This window comes from Pseudomonas sp. HLS-6 TE3448 (assembly GCF_053629555.1).
In genome coordinates this window covers 2513908-2539813 of sequence record NZ_JBRJIO010000001.1, presented here as the reverse complement: position 1 = coordinate 2539813, position 25906 = coordinate 2513908, and the positions used below count along the sequence as shown (strand labels likewise).

Genomic DNA, 25906 nt, shown 5'->3' with positions numbered 1-25906 from the left:
CTTAAAAAACTGCCGCGTCTGGACAGACCGGGGGTAAAAAACCCGGTAAGGAGCTCGCTAAACATTTTTAGAATCGCCCAGCAAAAAACTGCTTGGTAATCGGCAACTCCCGTGATTTCGATGAAGTCACAGAAGCTGTATCAAGAAGGGAGCGTAGTCTACCCGAAACTGCCCTTCATCTCAAACCTTGCGCGTTCGTCGGTGCTGACCAGTGCAATTGCCACTGGTCCTGCGCCAGCGAAGGCAGGTTCGCTACTGCCAACAGACGCTCACCCTCGAACAGTAAGGGTAGCCGAGCGCGCACGAACAGCGGCAAATGCTGCTCGTTGAGCAAACGCTTGAGATCGCGCTGGCCTCGGCCTGGCACCTGAAGCATTTCACCGCCCTGACGATAGCGAATCTGCACTAAGCCCTGCGGCACTCCACCACTTATACGGACACAGCCGTTATCGATCAACGCCAGTGGTCGACCAGGATCACGCCAGGGCTGAGTCGGTGGCTGCGGTTTAAGCCAGTCACCTGCCAACCACCAGATCCGATCGCCGCAACGGTGCAACTCACCATCGGTGAGACGCCAAAGGGCACGACTGCCGTCGGCCGCATCCCGCACGCTCTCCCACCCAGCCCAGTGCCGGCTGTCGGGTAAACGAGTGTACTCAGCCAGCCAGGACTGCAACGCGTTGCGCTGGCGCGCCGGGGAAAGCGCCCGGAGTGTCGGCAAATCCAACGAAGGCAATGCCAGCCATTCAAAACCACTAGCCGTTCGGGCCTGTAGCAGATCCTGCTGCGCCAGTTCCTCAAGCAATACGCGGGCTTCCTCGAGGTGAGCAGCGCTGCGTGCAAGGCTTTGTGCCGCCTGAGGCCAGCGCCGGGTCAACACCGGAAACACGTCATGGCGCAAGTAATTACGTGAGAAGCGACAATCGGTGTTGGAGGGATCGTCGATCCACTCCAGCCCCTGCTGCGCCGCATAACGCTCCAGTTCTTCGCGCCCAACCGCCAAAAGTGGACGCACCAAGCGCCCCGCACCCAATGGGCGCTGCACCGGCATCGCCGCCAACCCTCGCACACCAGCGCCACGCAGCAACCGAAACAGTACGGTTTCAGCCTGATCCTCACGGTGTTGAGCCGTCAACAACACCTCAGCAGGGCGCAATGCTTCAGCAAACGCCCGGTAGCGTGCATCCCTTGCGCCCTGCTCCAGGCTCGCACCCGGCGCTACCGTGACATGAATGACCTGAAGCTCAATACCGAGCGCGTCGCAGCGTTGCTGGCAAAGCTGCGGCCACGCGTCAGCAGCGGCCTGAAGGCCGTGATGGATGTGGATGGCACGTAGAGGGGGCAAGGCATGCTGGCGGGACAACAGCGCCAGCAGATGAAGCAGGACACTGGAGTCCAGCCCACCGGATAGCGCAACACACCAGGACGGTGCGTTGCGCCAGGGTGCCAGGCTGGCAAGCAGCCTGGTAGGGAGATCAGTCATCGGGGCACCTCGTCAGCGAGCGCTCTGCACGCGTTCACCGGCATGCCAGCCCCTGAAAGAAGCCTGGCATACCTGCAAGCGGGGCACCGATGCCTTCAGATCAGAGCCCGTAGCTCATCAGACGATCGTAACGACGCTTGAGCAGCGCGTCGTTATCGAACTTCTTCAGCATGTCCAGTTGCTCAAGCAACTCGCCACGGATCGAAGCCGCCGCCGCCGCTGGATCACGGTGAGCACCACCCAGTGGCTCGGCAATGACCTTGTCGACAATACCCAGGCCTTTCAGGCGCTCGGCGGTAATGCCCATGGCCTCGGCAGCATCAGCGGCCTTCTCGGAGGTTTTCCAGAGAATCGACGCGCAGCCTTCTGGCGAGATCACCGAATAGGTGGAGTATTGCAACATGTTCAGTTGGTCGCAGACACCAATGGCCAACGCACCACCGGAACCACCTTCACCGATAACGGTGGCGATGATCGGGGTTTTAAGACGTGCCATGACGCGCAGGTTCCAGGCAATGGCTTCGCTTTGGTTGCGCTCTTCAGCGTCGATACCCGGGTAAGCACCTGGCGTGTCGATGAAGGTGAGGATCGGCATCTTGAACCGCTCGGCCATTTCCATCAGGCGGCACGCCTTGCGGTAGCCTTCAGGGCGCGGCATACCGAAGTTGCGGCGAACTTTCTCGCGCACTTCGCGGCCTTTCTGATGACCGATGACCATGACTGGCCGACCGTCCAGGCGGGCGACACCACCAACAATGGCGGCATCGTCGGAGAAGTGACGGTCACCGTGCAGTTCGTCGAACTCGGTGAAGATGTGCTCGATGTAGTCCAGGGTGTAAGGACGACGCGGATGACGAGCCATTCGTGCAATCTGCCAACTGGTCAGATTGTTGAAGATGCTGGCAGTCAGGGCGCTACTCTTGTCCTGCAGGCGCGAAATTTCTTCGCCAATGTTCAGCGAGTTGTCGTTACCAACCAGGCGCAGCTCTTCGATCTTGGCTTGCAGGTCAGCAATCGGCTGTTCGAAATCCAGAAAATTCGGGTTCATAGGCTTCCGTCTTGGGTCGACGGCCAGGCGGCCGGCCGGTTGATCCGTTTGGCGCCCTACCTTAAGGGATCGGGCGCATTCAGGTCGAGATTAAAAATTCATCGATATTGCAAAAAGACGTTCTCACGTCCGAACTGGTCACGCAGTGCCTGGATCAAGCCATCGGCCGGATCGATACGCCAGCCCTCGCCGAACTGCAGCAAGGCCTTGGCATCGGTTCCGGTGTACTCCAATGTGATCGGGCAGGCGCCACGATGACGCTTGAACAGCTCACCCAACCAGGTCAACCGATCACCTTTGAGCGCATCACTACGCACCTTCAGGCGCAGGCTTTCAGCCAGGTTGGTACGCGCATCTTCCATGCTCATGACGCGCTTGACCCGCAGGCGCAAGCCGCCGGAGAAGTCATCGTTACTGACCTCACCTTCAACCACGACCATTGCGTCGGTCTGCAACAATGCCTGAGCAGAATGGAATGCATCGGCGAACAAGGACGCCTCGATCCGTCCGGAACGGTCGTCAAGGGTCACAAAGCCCATCTTGTCGCCTTTCTTGTTCTTCATCACCCGCAGGGCGATGATCATGCCCGCGACGGTCTGGGTGTCACGGGCAGGCTTCAGATCAATGATCCGCTGGCGCGCGAAACGACGAATCTCACCTTCATACTCATCGATCGGGTGCCCGGTCAGATAGAGGCCAAGGGTATCTTTCTCGCCCCGCAGGCGCTCCTTGAGGGTGAGTTCTCGGGCCTTGCGGTGATTGGCATAAACGTCGGCGTCTTCCTCGACGAACAGCCCCCCAAACAGATCGGCGTGGCCGCTGTCATGGGTACGCGCAGTCTGCTCCGCCGACTTGATTGCCTCCTCCATGGCCGCCAGCAGTACCGCACGGTTGCGGTCGATGTTGGCCTGGTAGGCCTTGAGCTCGTCATGAAAATAAGGCCCCAGGCGATCCAGCGCGCCGCTACGAACCAGTGCATCGAGGGTGCGCTTGTTGATGCGTTTGAGGTCCACGCGCTCGCAGAAATCGAACAGATCCTTGAACGGACCATCGGCGCGAGCCTCGACAATGGCTTCTACCGGCCCTTCACCAACACCCTTGATCGCGCCCAGGCCGTAGACAATCCGACCGTCGTCATTGACCGTGAACTTGAAGTCCGAAGTGTTAACGTCCGGGGCGTCCAGACGCAGCTTCATGCTGCGCACTTCCTCGATCAGCGTGACCACCTTGTCGGTGTTGTGCATATCCGCCGAGAGCACCGCCGCCATGAACGGTGCCGGGTAGTGGGTCTTGAGCCAGGCGGTCTGGTACGACACCAGGCCATAGGCCGCCGAGTGAGATTTGTTGAAGCCGTAACCGGCGAACTTCTCTACCAGGTCAAAGATGTTACCGGCAAGCTCAGCATCGATATTGTTGTTCGCACACCCTTCGATGAAACCGCCGCGCTGCTTGGCCATCTCCTCGGGCTTTTTCTTGCCCATGGCCCGACGGAGCATGTCCGCGCCACCCAGGGTGTAACCCGCCATGACCTGAGCGATCTGCATCACCTGTTCCTGATACAGGATGATGCCGTAGGTAGGCGCCAGCACCGGCTTCAGGCCTTCGTACTGGTAGTCCGGGTGCGGATAGGCCAGCTCGGCGCGGCCGTGCTTACGGTTGATGAAGTCGTCCACCATGCCCGACTGCAGCGGGCCGGGACGGAACAGCGCAACCAGTGCAATGAGGTCTTCCAGGCAGTCGGGCTTGAGCTTTTTGATCAGCTCTTTCATACCCCGCGATTCAAGCTGGAACACTGCCGTCGTTTCGGCTTTTTGCAGCAGTTCGAAGGTCTTTCTGTCGTCAAGCGGGATGAAATCGATGTTCAGATCGTCCAGGCCGTTCTTGGCCTGCTCACGGTTGATCGTCTCCATCGCCCATTTGATGATGGTCAGGGTACGCAAGCCGAGGAAGTCGAACTTCACCAGGCCCGCCGCCTCGACATCGTCCTTGTCGAACTGGGTTACCAGGCCGCCGCCCTCTTCGTCACAGGCAATCGGCGAGAAGTCGGTCAGCTTGGTCGGGGCGATCACCACACCACCGGCGTGCTTGCCCGTGCCGCGCGTAACCCCTTCAAGCTTCAGGGCCATGTCCCAGATCTCCTGGGCTTCCTCATCGCTCTTGAGGAAGTCGCGCAGCATCTCCTCCTGCTCGTAGGCCTTTTCCAGGGTCATGCCGACTTCGAACGGGATCATCTTCGACAACCGGTCGGCAAGGCCGTAAGACTTGCCCTGCACCCGCGCCACGTCTCGCACTACCGCCTTTGCCGCCATGGTGCCAAAGGTAATGATCTGGCTTACCGCATTGCGCCCATAGGCTTCGGCCACATAGTCAATCACCCGGTCACGACCGTCCATGCAGAAGTCGACGTCGAAGTCGGGCATGGAGATCCGTTCAGGGTTGAGGAACCGCTCAAACAGCAAGTCGTAAGCCAGCGGATCGAGGTCGGTGATCTTCAGAACGTAAGCCACCAGTGAGCCCGCACCCGACCCACGGCCAGGGCCTACCGGCACGCCGTTGTTCTTGGCCCACTTGATGAAGTCCATAACGATCAGGAAGTAACCCGGGAACCCCATCTGGATGATGATGTCGAGTTCGAACTTCAGCCGGTCCAGGTAGGTCTGGCGCTTCGTCTCATAGTCGGGCGTGGTCTCTTTGGGCCACAACACCGCCAGACGCTCTTCCAGGCCCTCATGTGATACATGACGCAGGTAGTCGTCGATGGACATGCCATTGGGCGTCGGGAAGTCCGGCAGGAAGTATTTACCCAACTGCACCTGGATATTGCAGCGCTTGGCAATTTCAACCGTGTTCTCCAGCGCCTCAGGCAGATCACTGAACAGCTCGGCCATTTCCGCCGGGCTTTTCAGGTATTGCTGATCACTGTAGTTACGCGAGCGGCGCGGGTCATCCAGCGCCCGACCTTCGCCGATGCAGACGCGCGTTTCATGCGCATCGAAGTCCGACTGTTTGATGAACCGTACATCGTTGGTCGCCACCAGCGGCGCGCCGAGCTTGTCAGCCAGGGCCACCGCAGCGTGCAGGTATTCTTCGTCACCCGTGCGGTTAGTGCGTTGCACTTCCACATAGAAGCGCTCCGGGAACATTGCCATCCAGTCACGCAGCAGGCGTTCTGCCTCGTCGGGATTACCCGCGAGCAATGCCATGCCGATATCGCCTTCGCGGGCCGCAGAGAGGGCAATCAGACCTTCGCTGGCCTGGGCAATCCAGTCACGCTCGATGATAACCAGACCATTGCGCTGCCCGTCCATCCAACCGCGGGAAATCAACTCGGTGAGGTTGCGATAACCCTGGGCATCCATCGCCAAAAAGCAGATGCGTGCCAGAGGCGCATCCGGGTCCGCGCTTGCCAGCCACAGGTCGGCGCCACAGATCGGCTTGACGCCCGCGCCCATGGCTGCCTTGTAGAACTTGACCAGCGAACACATGTTGCTCTGGTCAGTGACCGCGACTGCCGGCATGTTCATCCCGGCCAACGCCTTGACCAGCGGCTTGATGCGCACCAGGCCATCGACCAGCGAGTATTCGGTGTGCAGGCGAAGATGAACGAAGGAAGCCGACATGATGATCCTATAGCAGCGCAAAACAACAAGGCCCGGATTGTACCGGGCCTTGAGCGAAACATCAGCCAGTGCAGAACACTGGCCAAAAATGAATGGTCAAGCGGTCAGATATCCGGGAAACCGCCAGCCTGTATCTCGCGGGCCTCGAAGGCGGCACGCACCGGCGCGAATGAGCGCCGATGAATGGGGGTCGGGCCCAGCCGGGCCAGTGCTTCAAGATGCACAGGTGTCGGGTAGCCCTTATGCCCGCCAATGCCGTAGCCGGGGTAGACTTTCTCGAAGGCTGCCATCTCGCGGTCGCGCGTGACCTTGGCCAGGATCGAGGCCGCCGCAATTGCAGGCACCTGGCTATCACCCTTGACCACCGGCGCCGCCGGTACATCGAGCTTGGGGCAGCGGTTACCGTCGATCAACGCCAGTTTCGGGGTGATATGCAACCCCTCTACCGCACGCTGCATGGCCAACATGGTGGCATGCAGGATGTTCAGTTGATCAATTTCTTCGACCTCGGCCCGGGCAATGCAAAAGCTGAGCGCCTTTTCACAGATTTCGTCGAAGAGCTTTTCACGACGAGCTTCGGTGAGTTTTTTCGAGTCATTCAGGCCAAGAATCGGCCGCTTCGGGTCCAGGATCACCGCAGCGGTGACCACCGCGCCACACAGAGGCCCACGACCGACCTCGTCAACACCGGCGACAAGGTCCTCGACCAGATTGAAGTCCAGTCCCATTTGCATTTATCGTTTTTCCAGCAAGGCCAGCACCGCTTCAGCCGCCTGATTGGAGGCGTCACGGCGCAGCGTACGGTGAATCTGATCAAAGCTGTCGGTCTGTCCACGGCCATCGGCAAGCAACGGCAGCAACGTCTCTGCCAGCGCCTCGGGCGTCGCTGCATCCTGCAACAGTTCCGGCACCAACAGGCGCTGGGCCAGCAAGTTAGGCAGCGAGACGTACGGGCTTTTCACCAGACGCTTGAGAATCCAGTAGGTCAACGGCGCCAGGCGATAGGCAACGACCATTGGCCGCTTGAACAGTAGCGCTTCAAGGGTGGCGGTACCGGAAGCAATCAACACGGCATCACAGGCCGCCAAGGCCTGATGCGACTGACCGTCGAGCAAGGTTACCGGCAGATCACGACCAACCAGCATTTGCTCGAGCTGTTCACGACGCAGCGCGTTGGCGCAAGGGGAAACGAAGCGCACATCCGGGACACGCTCCCTCAGGCGTTGCGCGGCATCCAGGAACAACGCGCCCAGACGGCCTACCTCACCACCACGGCTACCCGGCATCAAGGCCACCAGCGGCCCATCCGGCAACCCCAACTGAGCGCGAGCAGCACTGCGGTCGCACTCAAGATCGATAGTATCGGCCAACGGATGACCGACGAAACGCACCGGAACGCCCTGCTCTTCGTAGAACTTCGCCTCGAAGGGCAACAGGGTGAGCATAAGGTCGCAACCTTCGCGAATCTTCAACACACGCTTCTGACGCCAGGCCCAAACGGACGGGCTGACGTAATGCACCGTCTTGATTCCGACCTGGCGCAGCTTCAGTTCGATATTGAGCGTAAAGTCCGGGGCATCGATACCGATGAACACATCGGGCTTTTCGGCGATCAGTGTCTGGATCAGCGCCTTGCGCCGCTTGAGCAGTTCGCGCAGGCGCCCAAGCACCTCAACCAGGCCCATGACAGCCAAGCGTTCCATCGGGAAATACGAATCCAGGCCCTCGGCCTGCATCAATGGGCCGCCTACGCCGATGAAGCGAATATCCGGGTGACGGGTCTTCAATGCGCGCATCAGGCCCGCACCCAGGATATCGCCACTGGCCTCACCGGCCACCAGCGCTACACAAAGCTGCGCCATGGTCAGCGGGTGATGCCGCGAGTGGAGTTCTTGATCGACGTGAGGAACAGGTCGACTTCAGGGAATTGGCTGGCCGACTCGGCGAGCTCGACGATGGCCTGCTCGACCGTCAGTCCTTGACGATAGACCACCTTGTAAGCGCGGCGTAGCGCATGGATGGCGTCGTCACTGAAACCACGACGGCGCATGCCCTCGAAGTTCATGCTGCGTGCTTCAGCAGGGTTGCCAAACACCGTCACAAAAGCCGGTACATCCTTGCCAATTGCCGTACCCATACCGGAGAAGCTGTGAGCACCGATATGGCAGAACTGGTGAACCAGCGTGAAGCCGGAGAGTATCGCCCAATCATCGACATGCACATGGCCGGCCAATGCAGTGTTGTTAACCAGAATGCAATGGTTGCCAATTACGCTGTCGTGACCGATGTGAGCATAGGCCATGATCAGGTTGTGATCACCCAGCGTGGTCTCCGAACGGTCTTGTACGGTGCCGCGATGGATCGTCACACCCTCGCGAATCACATTGTGATCGCCAATGACCAGACGGGTAGGTTCGCCCTTGTATTTCAGATCAGGGGTATCTTCGCCAACAGAGGAAAACTGATAGATGCGATTATGCCGACCAATACGGGTTGGCCCTTTGATAATCACATGCGGACCGACAACGGTCCCCTCCCCGATCTCGACATTTGCGCCGATAATCGACCAGGGGCCGACCTCAACGCCTTCGGCCAGCTTGGCCGAAGGGTCGATGATTGCCCGAGGGTCAATCAAACTCATAGTTTACGTTCCGCGCAGATGATCTCAGCCGAGCAGACAGGCTTGCCGTCCACCGAAGCCTGGCAATCGAACTTCCAGATCTGGCGCTTGCAACTGATGAACTTGGCTTCAAGAATCAGCTGATCGCCCGGCAGAACCGGCTGACGGAAGCGCAGCTTGTCGGACCCCACGAAGTAATACAGGGTACCGTCCGCAGGTTTGACGTCGAGCATCTTGAAGCCGAGGATACCGGCTGCCTGGGCCATGGCCTCGATGATCAATACGCCCGGCATGATCGGGTGCGCCGGGAAGTGACCATTGAAGAAAGGCTCGTTGATGCTGACATTCTTGTAGGCACGAATGCGCTGAGCCTCTACGTCCAAGTCCACTACCCGGTCCACCAACAGGAACGGGTAACGGTGAGGCAGGTATTCGCGAATCTCGTTGATGTCCATCATTTCGGGGGGAAGCCTGTAGTAAAGATAGGGAGCGTAAACCTTGGTTTAACGCTCCTTTTGCAAATCAAGGCGGCTATCCAGCAGTTGAGCACGCCTGATCAGGAAATGGTATCAGCCTTCTGATGAAGCTTTGCCGTCCGAGGTCACGGTGTCGACGCGCTTTTCCACCTGGACGAGGCGCTTTGCCATCTCATCCAACTGGCGAATTCGCGCCGCGCTCTTGCGCCACTCTGCCAACGGCTGCATGGCCGTACCGGAGGAGTAGGCGCCCGGCTCAGTGATTGAGCGGGTGACCATCGTCATACCGGAAACGAACACACCATCGCAGACATCGATATGACCGACCATGCCGACGCCGCCTGCGATCGTGCAATGCTTGCCGATCTTGGTACTGCCGGAAATGCCGACACAAGCCGCCATGGCCGTGTGATCGCCGATCTGAACGTTGTGCGCAATCTGGATCTGGTTGTCGAGTTTGACGCCATTGCCAATACAGGTATCGGCCAAGGCACCACGATCAATAGCGGTGTTGACACCAATCTCGACATCATCGCCGATTGTCACACCACCAATCTGCGCGATTTTCTGCCAGACACCCTTCTCGTTGGCAAAGCCGAAACCTTCGCCACCCAACACGGCACCCGACTGAATCACGACACGCTTGCCAATGCGCACGTCATGATACAGGGTCACCTTGGGTGCGAGCCAACCACCCTCGCCAATCACGCAACGTGCACCGATATAACACTGTGCGCCAACGGTCACACCCGGGCCGATCTGCGCACCGCTTTCGATAACAGCGAAGGCTCCAATACTGGCGCTCGCATCCACCTGAGCGTCCGCAGCCACCACGGCGCTGGGATGAACTCCCGCCACAGCCTTTGGTTTGGGATCAAACAGGTGGGAAATGCGCGCATACGCAAGATAAGGGTCAGGCACGATCAGTGCGTGACCGGCAAAACCTTCAGCATCGCTTGCCTTGAGCAACAGCGCAGCGGCATGGCTCTCACCCAGGTACTTGCGGTACTGAGGGTTGGCCAGGAAGCTCAACTGCCCCGGACCGGCATCCTGCAAGGTTGCCAGACCGACGATTTCAAGCTCAGCGGGGCCACTGAGCGTCGCCCCGAGAAACTCTGCCAGTTGCCCCAGCTTCATACTGAATGCCATATCAGCGGGACTGGTTCATGCGCTCGATGACTTGGCGGGTGATGTCGTATTGAGGTTTGACATCGATTACCGCGCCGCGCTCAAGCACCAGGTCGAAAGCACCTTTCTTGATGACTTCCTCAACAGCACCATCCAGCTTAGGTTTCAGTTGCTTGAGCATGTCACGATCAGCGACTGCCTTGGCCTCGTTCAACTCCTTGGACTGGAACTGGAAGTCACGTGCTTTCTGCTTGAACTCAAGCTCCAGGCGCTCACGCTCACCTTGAGGCATCTTGTCGCCACCCTTGACCAGGCGGTCCTGGATACCCTTGGCGCTGCTCTCCAGATTTTTCAGCTTGGTCAACTGAGGGCCGAATTTCTTCTCGGCATCAACGGCGTACTTCTTCGCCGCATCCGACTCCAGCAATGCCATCTGATAGTTCAGCACGGCGATTTTCATTTCGGCGAACGCCGGGGTCGCAACCAGGGCTGCGGCCAGAACAGCCAGTTGAGTCAACTTACGCACGATGCACTCCTACAGAATCCGTTGTCGTTACAAGGATCAGACCCTTAGAAGGTCTGGCCCAGAGAGAATTGGAACACCTGGGTATCGGCGCTGTCCGGCTCTTTGACCGGCATCGCCAGACTGAAGCTCAGCGGGCCAAGCGCCGTGATCCAGGTCACGCCCAAACCAACGGAACTGGCCAGCCCGGAAAGGCCAACCTTTTCACAGTCCGGTTGAGAACCGCATTGCGTGTCAAACACGTTACCCACATCCCAGAAAACCGAGGTGCGCAGGGAGCGCTGATCCTTGACGAACGGTAGAGGGAACAGCAACTCGACACCACCCTGTACAAGGACGTTACCACCGAACGGCAAGGGATCCTGATCCGGGTCAGCAATCGTGCCTGGGTTCTTGCCGGTACTTGGCGTACTGCGCGGGCCAAGACTGCTGTCCTTGAAGCCACGAACCGAGTTGAAGCCACCTGCATAGTAGTTCTCGTAGAACGGCAGGCCCTCGGTAGAACCGAAGCCGTCTCCGTAGCCGAGCTCGGTATGCAGCCGCAGTGTGTAGTCGTTGGTGATCGGCTTGAACATCTGGCCACGGTAGTCCAGCTTGAAGAACGACAGGTCGCTACCTGGCGTGGTCGCCTCGAGCACCAGGCTTTGTGAGTGGCCACGGGTAGCCAGCACGCCCTTGTTCAGGGTCGATTCGGACCAACCTGCGGATGCCTTGAAGTTCAGGTACTTGTCGCCCTCCTGTTTGACGAAATCGAAGATCTCGTCAACGGTGTAACGACCAGTCTTGATCTCATCCTGCTGTGCAGTCAGGCCGAAGGTCAAACGCGAAGTTTCACTGATCGGGTAACCAACGCTGACACCGGCACCGAGACTGTCCACGGCATAGCTGGCAACGTCGACATCCAGATCCTGGTAGTCAGTGGTGCGATAGAACGCGTTGTAGCCCAGGCTGACGCCATCGGCAGTCCAGTAAGGGTCTACAAAGCTGAAGTTGTAACGACTCTGGTACTCACTACGGGTCAGGCCAATGGAAACCTTGTTACCGGTACCGAGGAAGTTGTTCTGGCTGATCGAACCGCCAAGGATCAGGCCGGCACTCTGAGCGAAACCAACGCTGGCGGTAATCGAACCGGAAGCCTGCTCTTCTACACTGTAGTTGACGTCTACCTGGTCATCGGTACCCGGAACTGCCGGGGTTTCAACGTTCACTTCCTTGAAAAAGCCCAAACGTTCCAGACGCGTCTTGGATTGATCAATCAGGTAGGTCGATGCCCAACCGCCTTCCATCTGGCGCATTTCACGACGCAGTACCTCATCCTCGGACTTGGTATTACCACGGAAGTTGATGCGGTTGACGTAAGCACGCTTGCCCGGGTCGACTACAAAGGTGATGTCGACAGTCTTGTCATCGTCATGCGGCTGGGGTACGCCGTTAACGTTGGCGAAGGTGTAGCCTTCGTTACCCAGACGACGGGTGATCAGTTCGGAGGTGGTGGTCATCACCTTACGCGAAAACACCTGCCCTGGTTGCACCAGCAGCAGTGCCTTGACCTGGTCTTCCGGCACCTTCAGGTCGCCGGACAGCTTGACGTCACGCACGGTGTACTTCTCGCCTTCGTTGACGTTCACCGTGATATAGACGTGTTTCTTGTCTGGGGTGATGGATACCTGGGTGGAGGCAATATCCATGTTGATATAGCCGCGGTCCAGGTAGTAGGAGCGCAGACGCTCCAGGTCACCCGAGAGTTTTTCGCGAGCGTACTTGTCATCGTTCTTGAAGAACGACAGCCAGTTGGTGGTCTTGAGCTCGAACAGGCTGGCCAGCTCTTCATCGGAGAAGACGGTATTACCAACCACGTTGATGTGCTGAATCGCCGCAACGGTGCCTTCGTTGATCTTGATCTTCAGTGCTACGCGGTTACGCGGCTGCGGTACAACCTCAGTGTCAACCTCAGCCGAATAACGACCCTGGGCAACATACTGACGCTGCAACTCGTTACGCACACCTTCGAGGGTTGCGCGCTGGAAGATTTCACCTTCGGACAGCCCGGACTGTTTCAAGCCCTTGAGCAGGTCCTCGGTACTGATGGCCTTGTTACCATCGATCTCGATACTCGAAACCGAAGGACGCTCGACCACATTGATGATCAAAACGTTGCCTTCACGCCCCAGTTGGATGTCCTGAAAGAAGCCGGTTTTGAACAACGCACGGGTGGACTCCACCAGACGGCGGTCATCGGCGTCGTCACCGACGTTCAACGGCAATGCGCCAAACACGCTGCCAGCGGAAACCCGCTGCAGGCCATTGACACGGATATCGGAGATGGTGAAGGACTCGGCGTGAACTTCAGCGATCATCAGTACGGCGAGAACCGCAGTTAGCAGCAGACGTTTCATGAAGTCCTTTCTTATTCCAACTGGCAATAAACGACCCTCCGCGAAAGACGGCGGGTTCGCAATTGAGCGAAGCGTTACAGACGACCCAAATCGTTGATCAGGGCGAGCAACATCACCCCGACTACCAAACTGATACCGATCTGGATTCCCCAACCTTGCACCCGATCAGAGAGCGGGCGACCACGCGCCCACTCGATCAGGTAAAACAGCAAATGCCCCCCATCCAACACTGGAATAGGCAGCAAATTCAGAACCCCCAGGCTAATGCTCAGATAGGCGAGGAAATTAAGGAAATCACCTACACCGGACTGGGCCGAAGCGCCCGCCACTTTAGCAATGGTTATCGGTCCGCTCAAGTTTTTTACCGAGAGCTCGCCGAACAGCATTTTCTTGAGCGAATCCAGGGTCAGAACACTCATGTTCCACGTGCGAGAAAGCCCTTCGCCAACCGCTGCAAGCGGCCCGTAACGCACCTCGCGCAGCATGCTTGGCGGCCATTCGACTGCCTTCACCCCAGCACCAAGATAACCACTGGCAGCCTTGCCTTCGCCACGCGTGGCCAGGTTCACCGGCAACTCCAGCGTGGCACCATCGCGCTCAACGCTCAGCGTTACGCGACCGCCGGCACGACTGCGCACCTTGTCGACCACCTGCTGCCACTCATTCACCGCCTGACCATCGAGTGCCAGCAGACGATCACCGGGTTTCAGGCCCGCAGCCTGAGCGGGGCCTTTAGGGTCGAGCTCGGCCAACACTGGCGGCAACGCAGGACGCCACGGACGAATCCCCAGGGAATTGATCGGGTCCGGCTCATCAGCACCCTTTAGCCACTTATCGAGCTTGAGCACATGGGTGCTCTCAGCATTGCTGCCCTCTTCCCTGACCGTCACCTGCAGCGAACCGGTCTCACCAAGGCGACGGATCAACTGGAGATTGACCGCAGCCCAACCGTTGATCGACTCGCCGTCTACGGCAATGACTTCCTGACCGGCGCCCAGACCGGCAGCCGCAGCAATACTATCGGCCTCGACTGCACCAATGACCGGGCGCACCTGCTGGCTGCCCAACATGGCCAGCACCCAGAAAAACAGAATGGCGAGCAAAAAATTGGCAATTGGGCCGGCTGCGACGATAGCGATGCGCTGGCGCACCGACTTTCGATTGAACGACTGATCCAGCTGATCGGGCGGCACCTCACCCTCTCGCTCATCGAGCATCTTGACGTAGCCACCCAACGGGATCGCCGCGACCACAAACTCAGTGCCGTGCCGATCATGCCAGCGAAACAGTGGCAGACCGAAACCCACTGAAAAACGCAAAACCTTGACGCCGCAGCGGCGCGCCACCCAGAAGTGACCGAACTCGTGAAAGGTGACCAGCACACCCAATGCAACCAGGGTGCCGATAATCATATAGAGCGCACTCATGTCTCTCTCCGAATGACGTTCATCGGACGCTGACGCTGCGCCATGAAGCGCGGCGCATCAGCGTCCGTGACGGCTCAACCACTGACCGGCCAAAAGGCGCGCCTGGTGATCAGCCGCAAACACGGCTTCAAGCGTATCGACCGCTACCACCGACTCATGATCGAGTACATCTTCGATCATACTCGCGATCTCCGGGAAGCGGATGCGCCGCTCAAGAAATGCAGCCACCGCCACCTCATTGGCTGCGTTGAGCAGCGCCGGGGCACTACCCCCAGCGTCAGCAGCCTGACGCGACAGGCGCAGGCAAGGGAAACGCTGCTCATCCGGCGCCTGAAAATCCAACCGGGCAATCGCAAACAGATCCAGTGGTGCAACCCCTGAGTCAATCCGCTCAGGCCAGGCCAGCGCATTGGCAATCGGTGTACGCATATCGGGATTGCCCAACTGCGCCAGCACAGAGCCATCCACATAATCGACCAGAGAGTGGATTACGCTTTGTGGGTGAACGACCACCTCAATCTGGGCCGGCCGGGCATCGAACAGCCAACAGGCCTCGATCAATTCCAGCCCCTTGTTCATCATGCTTGCCGAGTCGACAGAGATTTTCCGCCCCATCGACCAGTTCGGGTGCGCACACGCCTGCTCTGGCGTCACGTCAGCCAGTTCGCTTTGCGGGGTTTGCCGGAACGGGCCACCTGACGCAGTCAACAGGATTCGCCGTACGCCAACCTGAGGCAGGCCGCGGGAGAAATCGCCCGGCAGGCACTGGAATATCGCATTATGCTCGCTGTCGATCGGCAACAACACTGCGCCACTCTGACGCACAGCCTGCATGAAGAGTGCGCCGGACATGACCAGCGCCTCCTTGTTGGCCAACAACACTTTCTTGCCAGCTTCGACAGCTGCCAAGGTAGGACGCAAACCCGCCGCACCGACAATGGCCGCCATGACGGTATCCACTTCAGAGGCAGCCGCAACCTGGCACAAACCCGCTTCGCCAACCAGCACTTCGGTAGCCGAGCCGGCTGCGCGCAGGTCGGCACGCAACTGCTGCGCGGCTTCGACGCTTGGCACCACGGCATAGGACGGGGCATGGCGAATGCAAAGTGCGAGCAACTCGCTCAAGCGCGAGTAACCGGTCAATGCGAACACCTGGTATCGCTCGGGATGACGAGCAATTACATCAAGCGTGCTGAGGCCGATGGAGCCAGTGGCCCCAAGCACGGTAATACGTTGCAGACCGCTCACATCGCGCCCCAGTTAGCTGCCCAAAGCAGCACAGCAAATAGCGGAATGGCAGCCGTCAGGCTGTCGATACGATCCAGCACACCGCCATGACCTGGCAGCAGATTGCTGCTGTCCTTGATCCCTGCACGGCGCTTGAACATGCTCTCGGTCAAGTCACCCACGACCGAAACAGCAACAACCAATGCCGCGCCAAGCACCCCCAACAGCAACTCAGTGGCCGACCAGCCACGATTCACGCCGACCGCCACGGTAATGGCCAGGCTCAGCGCTACACCACCATAAACGCCTTCCCAGCTCTTGCCTGGGCTGACCTGCGGTGCCAGCTTACGCTTGCCAAAGGCCTTACCGGAGAAGTAGGCCCCAATATCGGCAGCCCACACCAGCACCATGACCGACATGATCAACCCGTTACCGAGCGGCCAATGCTTGAGCAGGATAAGCCCCTGCCATGCCGGCAGAAGGATCAATAAACCGATCAGCAGCTTGCAGGCGGCACTGGCCCACAACTCGCTACTCGCGGGATAGGTCAAGACCAGCCAGGTTGCCACCCCCCACCACAACACCGACGCACCGAGCACCCAAGGGGCCAGATCCGGCACCAGGTGCAGCAGCATCAGCAAACCGGCTACCACGGCGGCGTAAGCGATACGCAATGCCTGGGCGACCAGCCCCGACAAACGCGCCCATTCCCAAGCGCCCAGGGTCACAACTCCACCAATGAACAAGGCGAAATCGCCACCTTCGAGCAGAAAGAAACCACCCAGAGCGATCGGCAACAGGATCAGCGCAGTGATGATGCGTTGTTTAAGCATTAAGCACGGGCTCCTGCTTCGACCTGCTCGCTGGTTCTACCAAAGCGGCGCTGACGCGAAGCAAAATCGGCCAGCGCCTTGCGCATGGCTTCGTGTTTGAAGTCCGGCCAGAACAGGTCGGAGAAATACAACTCGGAATAGGCCAACTGCCAAAGCAGGAAGTTGCTGATACGGTGCTCCCCCCCTGTGCGAATACACAGATCAGGCAACGGCAGATCACCGGTAGCCAGGCAGGGTTGCAGCAGCTCCGGCGTGATGTCCTCCGGGCGCAAATGCCCCGCCTGAACTTCCCGCGCCAAGCGCTGGGCAGCCTGGGCGATATCCCACTGGCCACCGTAGTTGGCAGCGATTTGCAGGATAAAGCGACCACTGCCCGCAGTCAGCGCTTCAGCCTCACGCATGGCAGCCTGCAGCTCCGGATGAAAGCGCGACCGATCGCCAATGATCCGAAGGCTGATGTTGTTCTCGTTCAGGCGCTTGGCTTCGCGGCGCAAGGCCGAGAAGAACAGCTCCATCAACGCACCGACCTCATCAGCCGGCCGCTGCCAGTTCTCACTGGAGAACGCGAACAGGGTCAGTACCTCGACCTTGGCTTCGGCGCACACCTCGATCACCGCACGGACGGCATCAACACCAGCCTTGTGCCCGGCAACGCCGGGCAGCAGACGTTTCTTCGCCCAGCGATTGTTTCCGTCCATGATGATCGCGACATGGCGCGGCACCGACGGGGACACACCCTGCTTGCTCTTTTCCATGAAAAAGTCCCGGCCTCAAACAGCCATCAGATCCTTTTCCTTGGCTTCCAGCGCCTTGTCGACTTCCGCGACGAACTTGTCGGTCAGCTTCTGCAACTCATCGGCCGCACGACGTTCTTCGTCTTCGCTGATCTCTTTGTCCTTGGACAGCTTCTTCAGGTCTGCCAGGGCATCACGACGCACGTTACGCACGGCGACCTTGGCATCTTCGGCAACGCCACGCGCCTGCTTGGTGTAACCCTTACGGGTTTCTTCCGTCAGGGCAGGCATTGGCACACGGATGGTGGTGCCGGCACTGCTTGGGTTCAGGCCCAGATCAGAGGTCATGATCGCCTTTTCAATGGCAGCGATCAGCGTCTTGTCGTGCGCAACGATTTTCAGGGTACGCGCATCTTCCACGCTGATACCGGCGACCTGATTCAATGGCATGTCGCTGCCATAGGCCGGCACCTTGACGCTATCGAGAATGCTTGGGTGCGCACGGCCAGTACGAATGGAAGCCAGGTTACGAGCCAGCGATTCCAGGGACTTGCCCATGCGGCTTTCAGCGTCTTTCTTGATTTCGTTGATCATTCTTCGCCTTCCTCGATCAGAGTTCCTTCAGCGCCGCCCACTACGATATTCAGCAGAGCGCCAGGCTTGTTCATGTTAAATACCCGCAATGGCATCTTGTGATCACGGCACAGGCAGATTGCGGTGAGGTCCATCACGCCGAGTTTGCGATCCAACACTTCATCGTACGTCAGACGGTCAAACTTCTCAGCATGCGGATCCTTGAATGGATCGGCAGTGTACACGCCATCGACCTTGGTCGCCTTCAATACCACATCGGCATCGATTTCGATGGCGCGCAGGCACGCGGCCGAATCGGTGGTAAAGAACGGGTTACCGGTACCGGCGGCAAAGATCACCACATCGCCGGAATTGAGATGACGCACACCTTTGCGGCGGTCGTAGTGATCAGTCACACCGACCATGGAGATAGCCGACATGACGATTGCCGGGATGTTCGAGCGCTCAAGCGCATCACGCATGGCCAGGGCGTTCATCACGGTAGCCAGCATCCCCATGTGGTCGCCAGTAACGCGATCCATGCCCGCAGCACTCAGGGCGGCGCCGCGGAACAGGTTACCGCCACCAATGACCAGGCCAACCTGAACACCGATGCCAACCAGCTGACCGACTTCAAGGGCCATGCGATCCAGGACTTTCGGGTCGATGCCGAACTCTTCCGAGCCCATCAGGGCCTCGCCGCTAAGTTTGAGCAAAATGCGTTTATAGCGAGGTTGACGACCACTCACCTGCTGAGCCATTGCGAATCTCTCCTGCGGCGTTTGTATAAAATTCTTGGCGGGCTGTTTTCAGCCGGCTCTAACTCTAGCGTGGCGCTGCTACAGCGCCTGCGGGAACAGGTCTCGTAAACCACCCCCGCTTTGACAAAGAGGCTGCGCGCGTGAGCGGGCAGCCTCTTTGGGGCAGACAGATGAATCCGTCTTATTGCTTGGCAGCAGCCAGCTGAGCGGCAACTTCTTCAGCGAAGTTGTCAACTGGCTTCTCGATGCCTTCGCCGACCTTGAAGTAGGTGAAGGAAACGATTTCAGCGCCAGCTTTCTTGGCCAGAGCACCAACGGTGACTTCTGGGTTCATCACGAAGGCTTGCTCGACCAGGCTGGCTTCAGCCAGGAACTTGGTGATACGACCAGCAATCATCTTCTCGACGATTTCAGCTGGCTTGCCCTTCATCTTGTCTTCGTTGAGGGTCATGAAGACGTTCTTCTCACGCTCGATGGCCTCAGGAGAAACCTGCGATGGCAGCAGGAACTCAGGGTTGCTGGCAGCAACGTGCATGGCGATTTCTTTGGCCAGCTGGACGTCGCCGCCCTTCAGGACAACAGCAACACCGATCTTGTTACCGTGCAGGTAGGTACCGACAACGTCACCCTCAACGCGCACCAGGCGACGGATGTTGACGTTTTCGCCGCACTTGGCAACCAGGGCTTCACGAGCAGCTTCACGCGAAGCGATCAGCGGAGCGGCATCGGTCAGCTTTTCAGCGAAAGCCTGTTCAACGCTTTCGGCAACGAAGTTTTTGAAGTCATCTTGCAGAGCCAGGAAGTCGGTCTGCGAGTTCACTTCCAGCAGGACGGCGGACTTGTCGTCAGCCTTGATGGCGATGGCGCCTTCGGCGGCAACGTTGCCAGCCTTCTTGGCAGCCTTGATGGCGCCCGAAGCACGCATGTCATCAATGGCTTTTTCGATGTCGCCGCCAGCCTTTTCCAAGGCTTTCTTGCAGTCCATCATGCCTTCGCCAGTACGCTCGCGCAGTTCTTTTACCAGCGCTGCAGTAATTGCTGCCATTTCAAAATCCTCTTGGATAGGTTTTCAACCATTCCACCCGATCGGAACGGGCGTTCAATTCTGTGGAAATCCACTGCCAACTGCACACACAGACAAAGATGATGCAACGACAATGCTGACAAGCGGATTTCAAGGTGGCAAAAAGGGGGCCTAGCCCCCTTTTTGCGCACTGAGTCAACGCAAAGCGTTACCGACTCAGCCCTCTACCGAAGCAGCTGGAGCGTCTTGGACGTACTCTTCGGTACCGCCAGCGACGTTGTTACGGCCACGGATAACGGCGTCTGCCATGGAAGCCATGTACAGTTCGATGGCGCGGATGGCGTCGTCGTTACCTGGGATGATGTAGTCAACACCTTCTGGGCTGCTGTTGGTATCGACAACGCCGATAACAGGGATGCCCAGCTTGTTGGCTTCGGTGATCGCGATGCGCTCGTGATCAACGTCGATGACGAACAGTGCATCAGGCAGGCCGCCCATGTCCTTGATACCGCCCAGGCTGCGATCCAGTTTTTCCAGATCACGGGAGCGCATCAGGGCTTCTTTCTTGGTCAGCTTGGTGAAAGTGCCGTCTTCAGCCTGAGTTTCCAGCTCGCGCAGACGCTTGATGGAAGCACGGATGGTCTTGTAGTTGGTCAGCATGCCGCCCAACCAGCGGTGATCGACGTACGGCGAGCCGCAACGAGCTGCTTGTTCAGCAACGATCTTGCCAGCGGAACGCTTGGTGCCGACGAACAGAATCTTGTTTTTGCCCTGAGCCAGGCGCTCAACGAAAGTCAGTGCTTCGTTGAACATTGGCAGGGTTTTTTCAAGGTTGATGATGTGAATCTTGTTGCGCGCGCCGAAAATGTACTTGCCCATTTTCGGGTTCCAGTAACGGGTTTGGTGACCGAAGTGCACACCGGCCTTCAGCATATCGCGCATGTTGACTTGGGACATGATAGTTCCTTGATAAGTCGGGTTGGGCCTCCACGCATCCCAATGACCAACCAGCGATCCTAAGATCGAAGGCACCCAGGCCATCGTGTCGACACGTGTGTGGGTTAGTGCTTTCGGGGCTATCCCCGGAAAGCGGCGCATTTTATACCACAGAAGCGCGCGCAGCGAAACCCGAAATACCAACGCAACCGGGCGACTTTTGCACCGCCTGCGCAATCACGCCATTATGCGCCCTAATAGTGGCAGCAAACACGCTGCTGGCGCCTGCTGGCTACGTCGCTCTGTTAGAATCCTGCCTTTATCCGTTTATTCGCGCGACACCGCGCTGTAGAGAGCCTGCAATGACCGTCACCATCAAAACCGCCGAAGACATCGAAAAGATGCGCATCGCCGGCCGCCTGGCCGCCGACGTTCTGGAGATGATCGAAGAGTACGTCAAACCCGGCGTGACCACTGAAGAGCTGGACCGCATCTGCCACGACTACATCGTCAATGTCCAGCAGGCCATCCCTGCACCGCTCAACTACAAGGGTTACCCGAAGTCGATCTGCACCTCGATCAACCACGTGGTCTGCCACGGCATTCCGAATGAGAAGCCGCTGAAAGATGGCGATACCCTGAACATCGACGTCACCGTCATCAAGGACGGCTACCATGGCGACACCAGCCGCATGTTCCACGTCGGCACCGTGCCGGTCTGGGCCGAGCGGCTGTCCAAGGTCACTCAGGAATGCATGTACAAGGCCATCGAGCTGGTCAAGCCTGGCTGCCGCCTCGGTGATATCGGTGAAGTGATCCAGAAGCATGCCGAGAAGAACGGTTTCTCGGTGGTTCGCGAATTCTGCGGCCACGGTATCGGCAAGGTATTCCATGAAGAACCACAGATCCTGCACTATGGGCGTGCCGGCACCGGCATGGAACTTCAGGAAGGCATGACCTTCACCATTGAACCGATGATCAACCAGGGGCGTGCCGACACCAAGGTACTGGGCGACGGCTGGACAGCCATCACCAAGGACCGCAAGCTCTCTGCGCAGTGGGAACACACCCTGGTCGTAACGGCCACCGGGTATGAGATCTTCACCCTGCGCAAAGACGACACCATCCCCCGCACTTCGGCCTGAACCCGCCCTACTGTAGGAACTTGATTCGATGCCCCAGGTGGATCCCGAGCTGTTCGACCGAGGCCAGTTCCAGGCGGAACTGGCTCTCAAGGCAAGCCCCATCGCCGCCTTCAAGAAGGCCATCCGCCAGGCTCGAGAGGTGCTGGATCAGCGCTTTCGCGATGGCCGCGAGATCCGCCGACTGATCGAAGACCGCGCCTGGTTCGTCGACAATATCCTGCAGCAGGCCTGGAACCACTTCGAGTGGAGTGACGAGGCCGATATCGCCCTGGTTGCGGTCGGCGGCTATGGTCGCGGCGAACTGCACCCCTACTCGGACATCGACCTGCTGATTTTGCTCGACAGCGCCGACCATGAAGTGTTCCGCGACTCGATTGAGCGCTTCCTGACCCTGCTGTGGGATATCGGACTTGAAGTCGGCCAGAGCGTGCGCTCGGTCGACGAGTGCGCCGAACAGGCCCGCGCCGACCTGACGGTGATTACCAACCTGATGGAAAGCCGCACCATTGCCGGCCCCGAGCGCCTGCGCCAGCGCATGCTCGAAGTCACCAGCACGGCGCACATGTGGCCAAGCCGGGAGTTCTTCCTGGCCAAGCGCGCCGAGCAGAAAGCTCGGCACCACAAGTACAACGACACCGAGTACAACCTGGAGCCCAATGTCAAAGGCTCCCCTGGCGGCCTGCGCGACATCCAGACCGTACTTTGGGTTGCGCGCCGCCAGTACGGCACGCTCAACCTGCACGCCCTGGCAGATGAAGGCTTCCTGCTGGAAAGCGAAAACGAGCTGCTGGCTTCTTCCCAGGAGTTCCTGTGGAAGGTCCGCTATGCCTTGCACATGCTTGCAGGGCGCGCCGAAGACCGCCTGCTGTTCGATCACCAGCGCAGCATTGCCGCGCTGCTGGGTTTCACCGACGAGAACCCCAAGCGCGCCATCGAACAGTTCATGCAGCAGTATTACCGGGTGGTCATGAGCATCGCCGAGCTGAGCGATCTGATCATCCAGCACTTCGAGGAAGTGATCCTCGCCGATGACAGCTGCAGCAGCACTCAGCCGCTGAATCCGCGCTTCCAGTTGCACGACGGCTACATCGAAGCGGTGCGCCCGAATGTGTTCAAGCGCACACCATTCGCCATGCTGGAAATCTTCGTGCTGATGGCCCAGCACCCGGAGATCAAGGGCGTACGCGCCGACACCATCCGCTTGCTGCGCCAGCATCGCCACCTGATCGACAGCGAATTTCGCCACGACATCCGCAACACCAGCCTGTTCATCGAGCTGTTCAAGTGTGAGATCGGTATTCACCGTAACCTGCGCCGCATGAACCGTTACGGCATCCTCGGTCGCTACCTGCCGGAGTTCGGCCTGATCATTGGGCAGATGCAGCACGACCTGTTCCACATCTATACGGTCGATGCGCACACGCTGAACCTGATCAAGCACCTGCGAAAATTGCAGTACACGCCTGTATCGGAAAAATTCCCGCTGGCCAGCAAGCTCATGGGCCGCCTGCCCAAGCCTGAACTGATCTACCTGGCCGGGCTGTACCACGATATCGGCAAAGGCCGTAAAGGCGACCACTCCGAGATCGGCGCCATTGATGCCGCAAGCTTCTGCAAGCGTCATCAGTTGCCCGTCTGGGACAGTCGCTTGATCGTCTGGCTGGTGCAGAACCACCTGGTGATGTCCACCACAGCCCAGCGAAAAGACCTCTCTGACCCGCAGGTGATCTACGACTTCGCCCAGTTGGTCGGCGACGAGGTTCACCTTGACTACCTCTATGTACTGACCGTGGCCGACATCAATGCCACCAACCCGAGCCTGTGGAACTCCTGGCGAGCCAGCCTGCTACGCCAACTCTACACAGAGACCAAGCGCGCCCTGCGTCGTGGCCTTGAGAACCCGCTGGACCGCGAGGAACAGATCCGCCAGACCCAGAGCGCCGCATTGGACATCCTGGTGCGAGAGGGCACAGACCCGGATGACGTCGAGCAACTCTGGTCACAACTGGGCGACGACTATTTCCTGCGCCACACCGCGGCCGATGTGGCCTGGCACAGCGATGCGATCCTGCAGCAACCCGCGGATGGCGGGCCACTGGTGCTGATCAAGGAAACCACGCAACGCGAGTTCGAGGGCGGCACCCAGATCTTCATCTATGCCCCCGACCAGCATGACTTCTTCGCCGTGACCGTGGCGGCCATGGACCAGCTCAACCTGAACATCCATGACGCCCGGATCATCACCTCCAGCAGTCAATTCACCCTCGACACCTACATCGTGCTCGACAACGACGGCGGTGCAATTGGCGACAATCCAAAACGGGTCAAGCAAATCCGCGACGGCCTGACTGAAGCACTGCGCAACCCGGATGACTACCCGACCATCATCCAGCGCCGAGTACCGCGCCAACTCAAGCATTTCAACTTTGCCCCGCAGGTGACCATCCACAACGATGCCCAGCGCCCGGTCACCGTGCTTGAGCTGAACGCCCCCGACCGCCCTGGCCTGCTGGCGCGGATCGGCCTCATCTTCCTGCAGTTCGACCTGTCGCTGCAGAACGCCAAGATCGCCACCTTGGGCGAACGCGTGGAAGATGTGTTCTTCATTACCGATGCCAACAACCAGCCGCTCTCCGACCCGCAGCTGTGCAGCCGCCTGCAGGATGCGATCGTGCAGCAGCTGCAGGCCGACCAGGCCGGTGTCGAAATGTCCCGCTTGACCATTTAACGTTTGACGAGATTCAGCGCCGATGAACAACGCCTTGCAAAAGCTTCAGCCTTACCCGTTTGAAAAACTGCGCGCCCTGCTCGGCGCTGTACAACCGGCCGCGGACAAACGCGCCATCGCCCTGTCGATCGGTGAGCCGAAGCACACCTCACCGGCGTTCGTCGCCAAGGCACTGGCCGACAATCTGGATCAGATGGCTGTTTACCCCACTACCCTGGGCCTGCCGGCACTGCGCGAGGCGATTGCGCACTGGTGCGAGCGCCGTTTCAACGTGCCAACGGGCTGGATCGACCCGGCCCGCCATGTACTGCCGGTCAACGGCACCCGGGAGGCGTTGTTCTCCTTCACCCAGGCCGTCGTCAACCGTAGCGACGATGCCTTGGTGGTCAGCCCCAACCCTTTCTACCAGATCTACGAAGGTGCGGCCCTGCTGGCAGGTGCACAGCCACACTACCTGCCATGCCTGGATCAGAACGGCTTCAACCCGGACTTCGACGCCGTGCCAGCCGAAATCTGGCAACGCTGCCAGATTCTCTTCCTCTGCTCCCCGGGCAACCCGACCGGCGCACTGATTCCGCTCGATACCCTGAAAAAACTGATTGCCCTGGCTGACCAGTACGATTTCATCATCGCCGCCGACGAATGCTACAGCGAACTGTACTTCGACGAGCAAAGCCCACCACCGGGCCTGCTGAGTGCGTGTGCGGAACTGGGTCGCAGCGACTTCAAGCGTTGCGTGGTGTTCCACAGCCTGTCCAAACGCTCCAACCTGCCGGGCCTGCGCTCAGGCTTCGTCGCCGGTGATGCCGATGTACTCAAGGGCTTCCTGCTCTATCGCACCTACCACGGCTGCGCCATGCCGGTACAAACCCAACTGGCAAGCATTGCTGCGTGGAACGATGAAGCGCATGTACGCGCCAACCGCGACCTGTACCGCGAAAAATTCGACGCTGTGCTGGAAATCCTCGGGCCGGTGCTGGATGTGAAGAAACCGGACGGCGGCTTCTACCTGTGGCCGAAAGTGCCGATGGATGACGCCACCTTCTGCCGCAACCTGTTCGAACAGCAGCACGTGACCGTGGTACCGGGCTCTTACCTGTCTCGCGAGGTCAATGGCGTCAACCCTGGCGCCAGCCGCGTGCGCCTGGCACTGGTCGCACCACTGGCCGAGTGCGTTGAAGCCGCACAGCGGATTCGTGCGTTCATCGAGGGTTAAGCAGCGGC

At 59.0% G+C, this 25906-nt stretch carries 21 protein-coding genes; 3 read left to right on the top strand and 18 right to left on the bottom strand.

The genetic code is table 11. The features are described 5' to 3' along the window. Window positions 1-175: 175 nt before the first annotated feature. From tilS to rpsB, 18 genes are all read right to left on the bottom strand, one after another. A complete protein-coding gene (gene tilS / locus AB7M23_RS11685) occupies window positions 176-1483 on the bottom strand; it encodes a tRNA lysidine(34) synthetase TilS (protein WP_099773731.1) in 1308 nt (435 codons plus the stop codon). A gap of 100 nt (window positions 1484-1583) precedes the next feature. After that, window positions 1584-2531, bottom strand: coding sequence for an acetyl-CoA carboxylase carboxyl transferase subunit alpha (gene accA, locus AB7M23_RS11680; RefSeq protein ID WP_099773730.1), 948 nt, complete (start codon window positions 2529-2531; stop codon window positions 1584-1586). Window positions 2532-2629: 98 nt separating this feature from the next. Next, window positions 2630-6151, bottom strand: coding sequence for a DNA polymerase III subunit alpha (gene dnaE / locus AB7M23_RS11675; protein WP_454240878.1), 3522 nt, complete (start codon window positions 6149-6151; stop codon window positions 2630-2632). Between the two features lie 104 nt (window positions 6152-6255). Further along, the gene (gene rnhB, locus AB7M23_RS11670) at window positions 6256-6885 is read right to left on the bottom strand and encodes a ribonuclease HII (RefSeq protein WP_099773728.1); all 630 of its coding nucleotides are present in this window, start codon (window positions 6883-6885) and stop codon (window positions 6256-6258) included. Beyond that, entirely contained in the window at window positions 6886-8013 is a 1128-nt protein-coding gene (lpxB, locus tag AB7M23_RS11665; protein WP_330522086.1) for a lipid-A-disaccharide synthase, read from the bottom strand. A gap of 2 nt (window positions 8014-8015) precedes the next feature. Continuing rightward, on the bottom strand, window positions 8016-8792 hold the full coding sequence (gene lpxA, locus AB7M23_RS11660; protein ID WP_409276514.1) for an acyl-ACP--UDP-N-acetylglucosamine O-acyltransferase: 777 nt from the start codon (window positions 8790-8792) through the stop codon (window positions 8016-8018). After that, window positions 8789-9229: a 3-hydroxyacyl-ACP dehydratase FabZ gene (gene fabZ / locus AB7M23_RS11655; RefSeq protein WP_099773725.1), complete on the bottom strand. Its 441-nt coding sequence runs from the start codon at window positions 9227-9229 to the stop codon at window positions 8789-8791. Before fabZ ends, lpxA begins: the two co-directional genes overlap by 4 nt. Window positions 9230-9340: 111 nt before the next feature. Beyond that, window positions 9341-10396, bottom strand: coding sequence for a UDP-3-O-(3-hydroxymyristoyl)glucosamine N-acyltransferase (lpxD, locus tag AB7M23_RS11650; RefSeq protein WP_454240877.1), 1056 nt, complete (start codon window positions 10394-10396; stop codon window positions 9341-9343). Between the two features lies 1 nt (window position 10397). Next, the gene (locus AB7M23_RS11645; RefSeq protein ID WP_099773723.1) at window positions 10398-10901 is read right to left on the bottom strand and encodes an OmpH family outer membrane protein; all 504 of its coding nucleotides are present in this window, start codon (window positions 10899-10901) and stop codon (window positions 10398-10400) included. A gap of 44 nt (window positions 10902-10945) precedes the next feature. Next, window positions 10946-13294 (bottom strand): outer membrane protein assembly factor BamA, encoded by a 2349-nt coding sequence (bamA, locus tag AB7M23_RS11640; RefSeq protein WP_102052869.1) that lies wholly within the window; start codon window positions 13292-13294, stop codon window positions 10946-10948. A 74-nt stretch (window positions 13295-13368) separates the two neighbouring features. Then, entirely contained in the window at window positions 13369-14721 is a 1353-nt protein-coding gene (gene rseP / locus AB7M23_RS11635; RefSeq protein WP_330522083.1) for a sigma E protease regulator RseP, read from the bottom strand. Between the two features lie 57 nt (window positions 14722-14778). After that, entirely contained in the window at window positions 14779-15969 is a 1191-nt protein-coding gene (ispC, locus tag AB7M23_RS11630) for a 1-deoxy-D-xylulose-5-phosphate reductoisomerase (RefSeq protein WP_099773720.1), read from the bottom strand. Further along, window positions 15966-16781, bottom strand: coding sequence for a phosphatidate cytidylyltransferase (locus AB7M23_RS11625; protein WP_454240876.1), 816 nt, complete (start codon window positions 16779-16781; stop codon window positions 15966-15968). Before AB7M23_RS11625 ends, ispC begins: the two co-directional genes overlap by 4 nt. Next, window positions 16781-17536 (bottom strand): polyprenyl diphosphate synthase, encoded by a 756-nt coding sequence (gene uppS, locus AB7M23_RS11620; RefSeq protein ID WP_099773718.1) that lies wholly within the window; start codon window positions 17534-17536, stop codon window positions 16781-16783. Before uppS ends, AB7M23_RS11625 begins: the two co-directional genes overlap by 1 nt. Before the next feature lie 15 nt (window positions 17537-17551). Next, the gene (frr, locus tag AB7M23_RS11615; protein WP_099773717.1) at window positions 17552-18109 is read right to left on the bottom strand and encodes a ribosome recycling factor; all 558 of its coding nucleotides are present in this window, start codon (window positions 18107-18109) and stop codon (window positions 17552-17554) included. Continuing rightward, a complete protein-coding gene (gene pyrH, locus AB7M23_RS11610; RefSeq protein ID WP_099773716.1) occupies window positions 18106-18849 on the bottom strand; it encodes a UMP kinase in 744 nt (247 codons plus the stop codon). The genes frr and pyrH overlap by 4 nt, the downstream gene beginning before the upstream one ends. A gap of 181 nt (window positions 18850-19030) precedes the next feature. Beyond that, window positions 19031-19894, bottom strand: coding sequence for a translation elongation factor Ts (gene tsf / locus AB7M23_RS11605; RefSeq protein WP_099773715.1), 864 nt, complete (start codon window positions 19892-19894; stop codon window positions 19031-19033). A gap of 195 nt (window positions 19895-20089) precedes the next feature. Continuing rightward, on the bottom strand, window positions 20090-20830 hold the full coding sequence (gene rpsB / locus AB7M23_RS11600; RefSeq protein ID WP_099773714.1) for a 30S ribosomal protein S2: 741 nt from the start codon (window positions 20828-20830) through the stop codon (window positions 20090-20092). 341 nt (window positions 20831-21171) lie between these two features. Between rpsB and map the strand changes: the two genes are divergently transcribed. From map to dapC, 3 genes are read left to right on the top strand one after another with little or no spacing between them, the layout of a single operon-like run. Continuing rightward, window positions 21172-21954, top strand: a complete 783-nt coding sequence (map, locus tag AB7M23_RS11595; protein WP_102052870.1) for a type I methionyl aminopeptidase — start codon at window positions 21172-21174, stop codon at window positions 21952-21954. Between the two features lie 28 nt (window positions 21955-21982). Beyond that, window positions 21983-24682 carry a [protein-PII] uridylyltransferase gene (locus AB7M23_RS11590; RefSeq protein WP_099773712.1) on the top strand — a complete coding sequence of 900 codons (2700 nt, stop codon included), beginning with the start codon at window positions 21983-21985 and terminating at the stop codon, window positions 24680-24682. 22 nt (window positions 24683-24704) lie between these two features. After that, window positions 24705-25898 carry a succinyldiaminopimelate transaminase gene (gene dapC / locus AB7M23_RS11585; protein WP_330522082.1) on the top strand — a complete coding sequence of 398 codons (1194 nt, stop codon included), beginning with the start codon at window positions 24705-24707 and terminating at the stop codon, window positions 25896-25898. The last annotated feature ends 8 nt before the right edge of the window (window positions 25899-25906 follow it).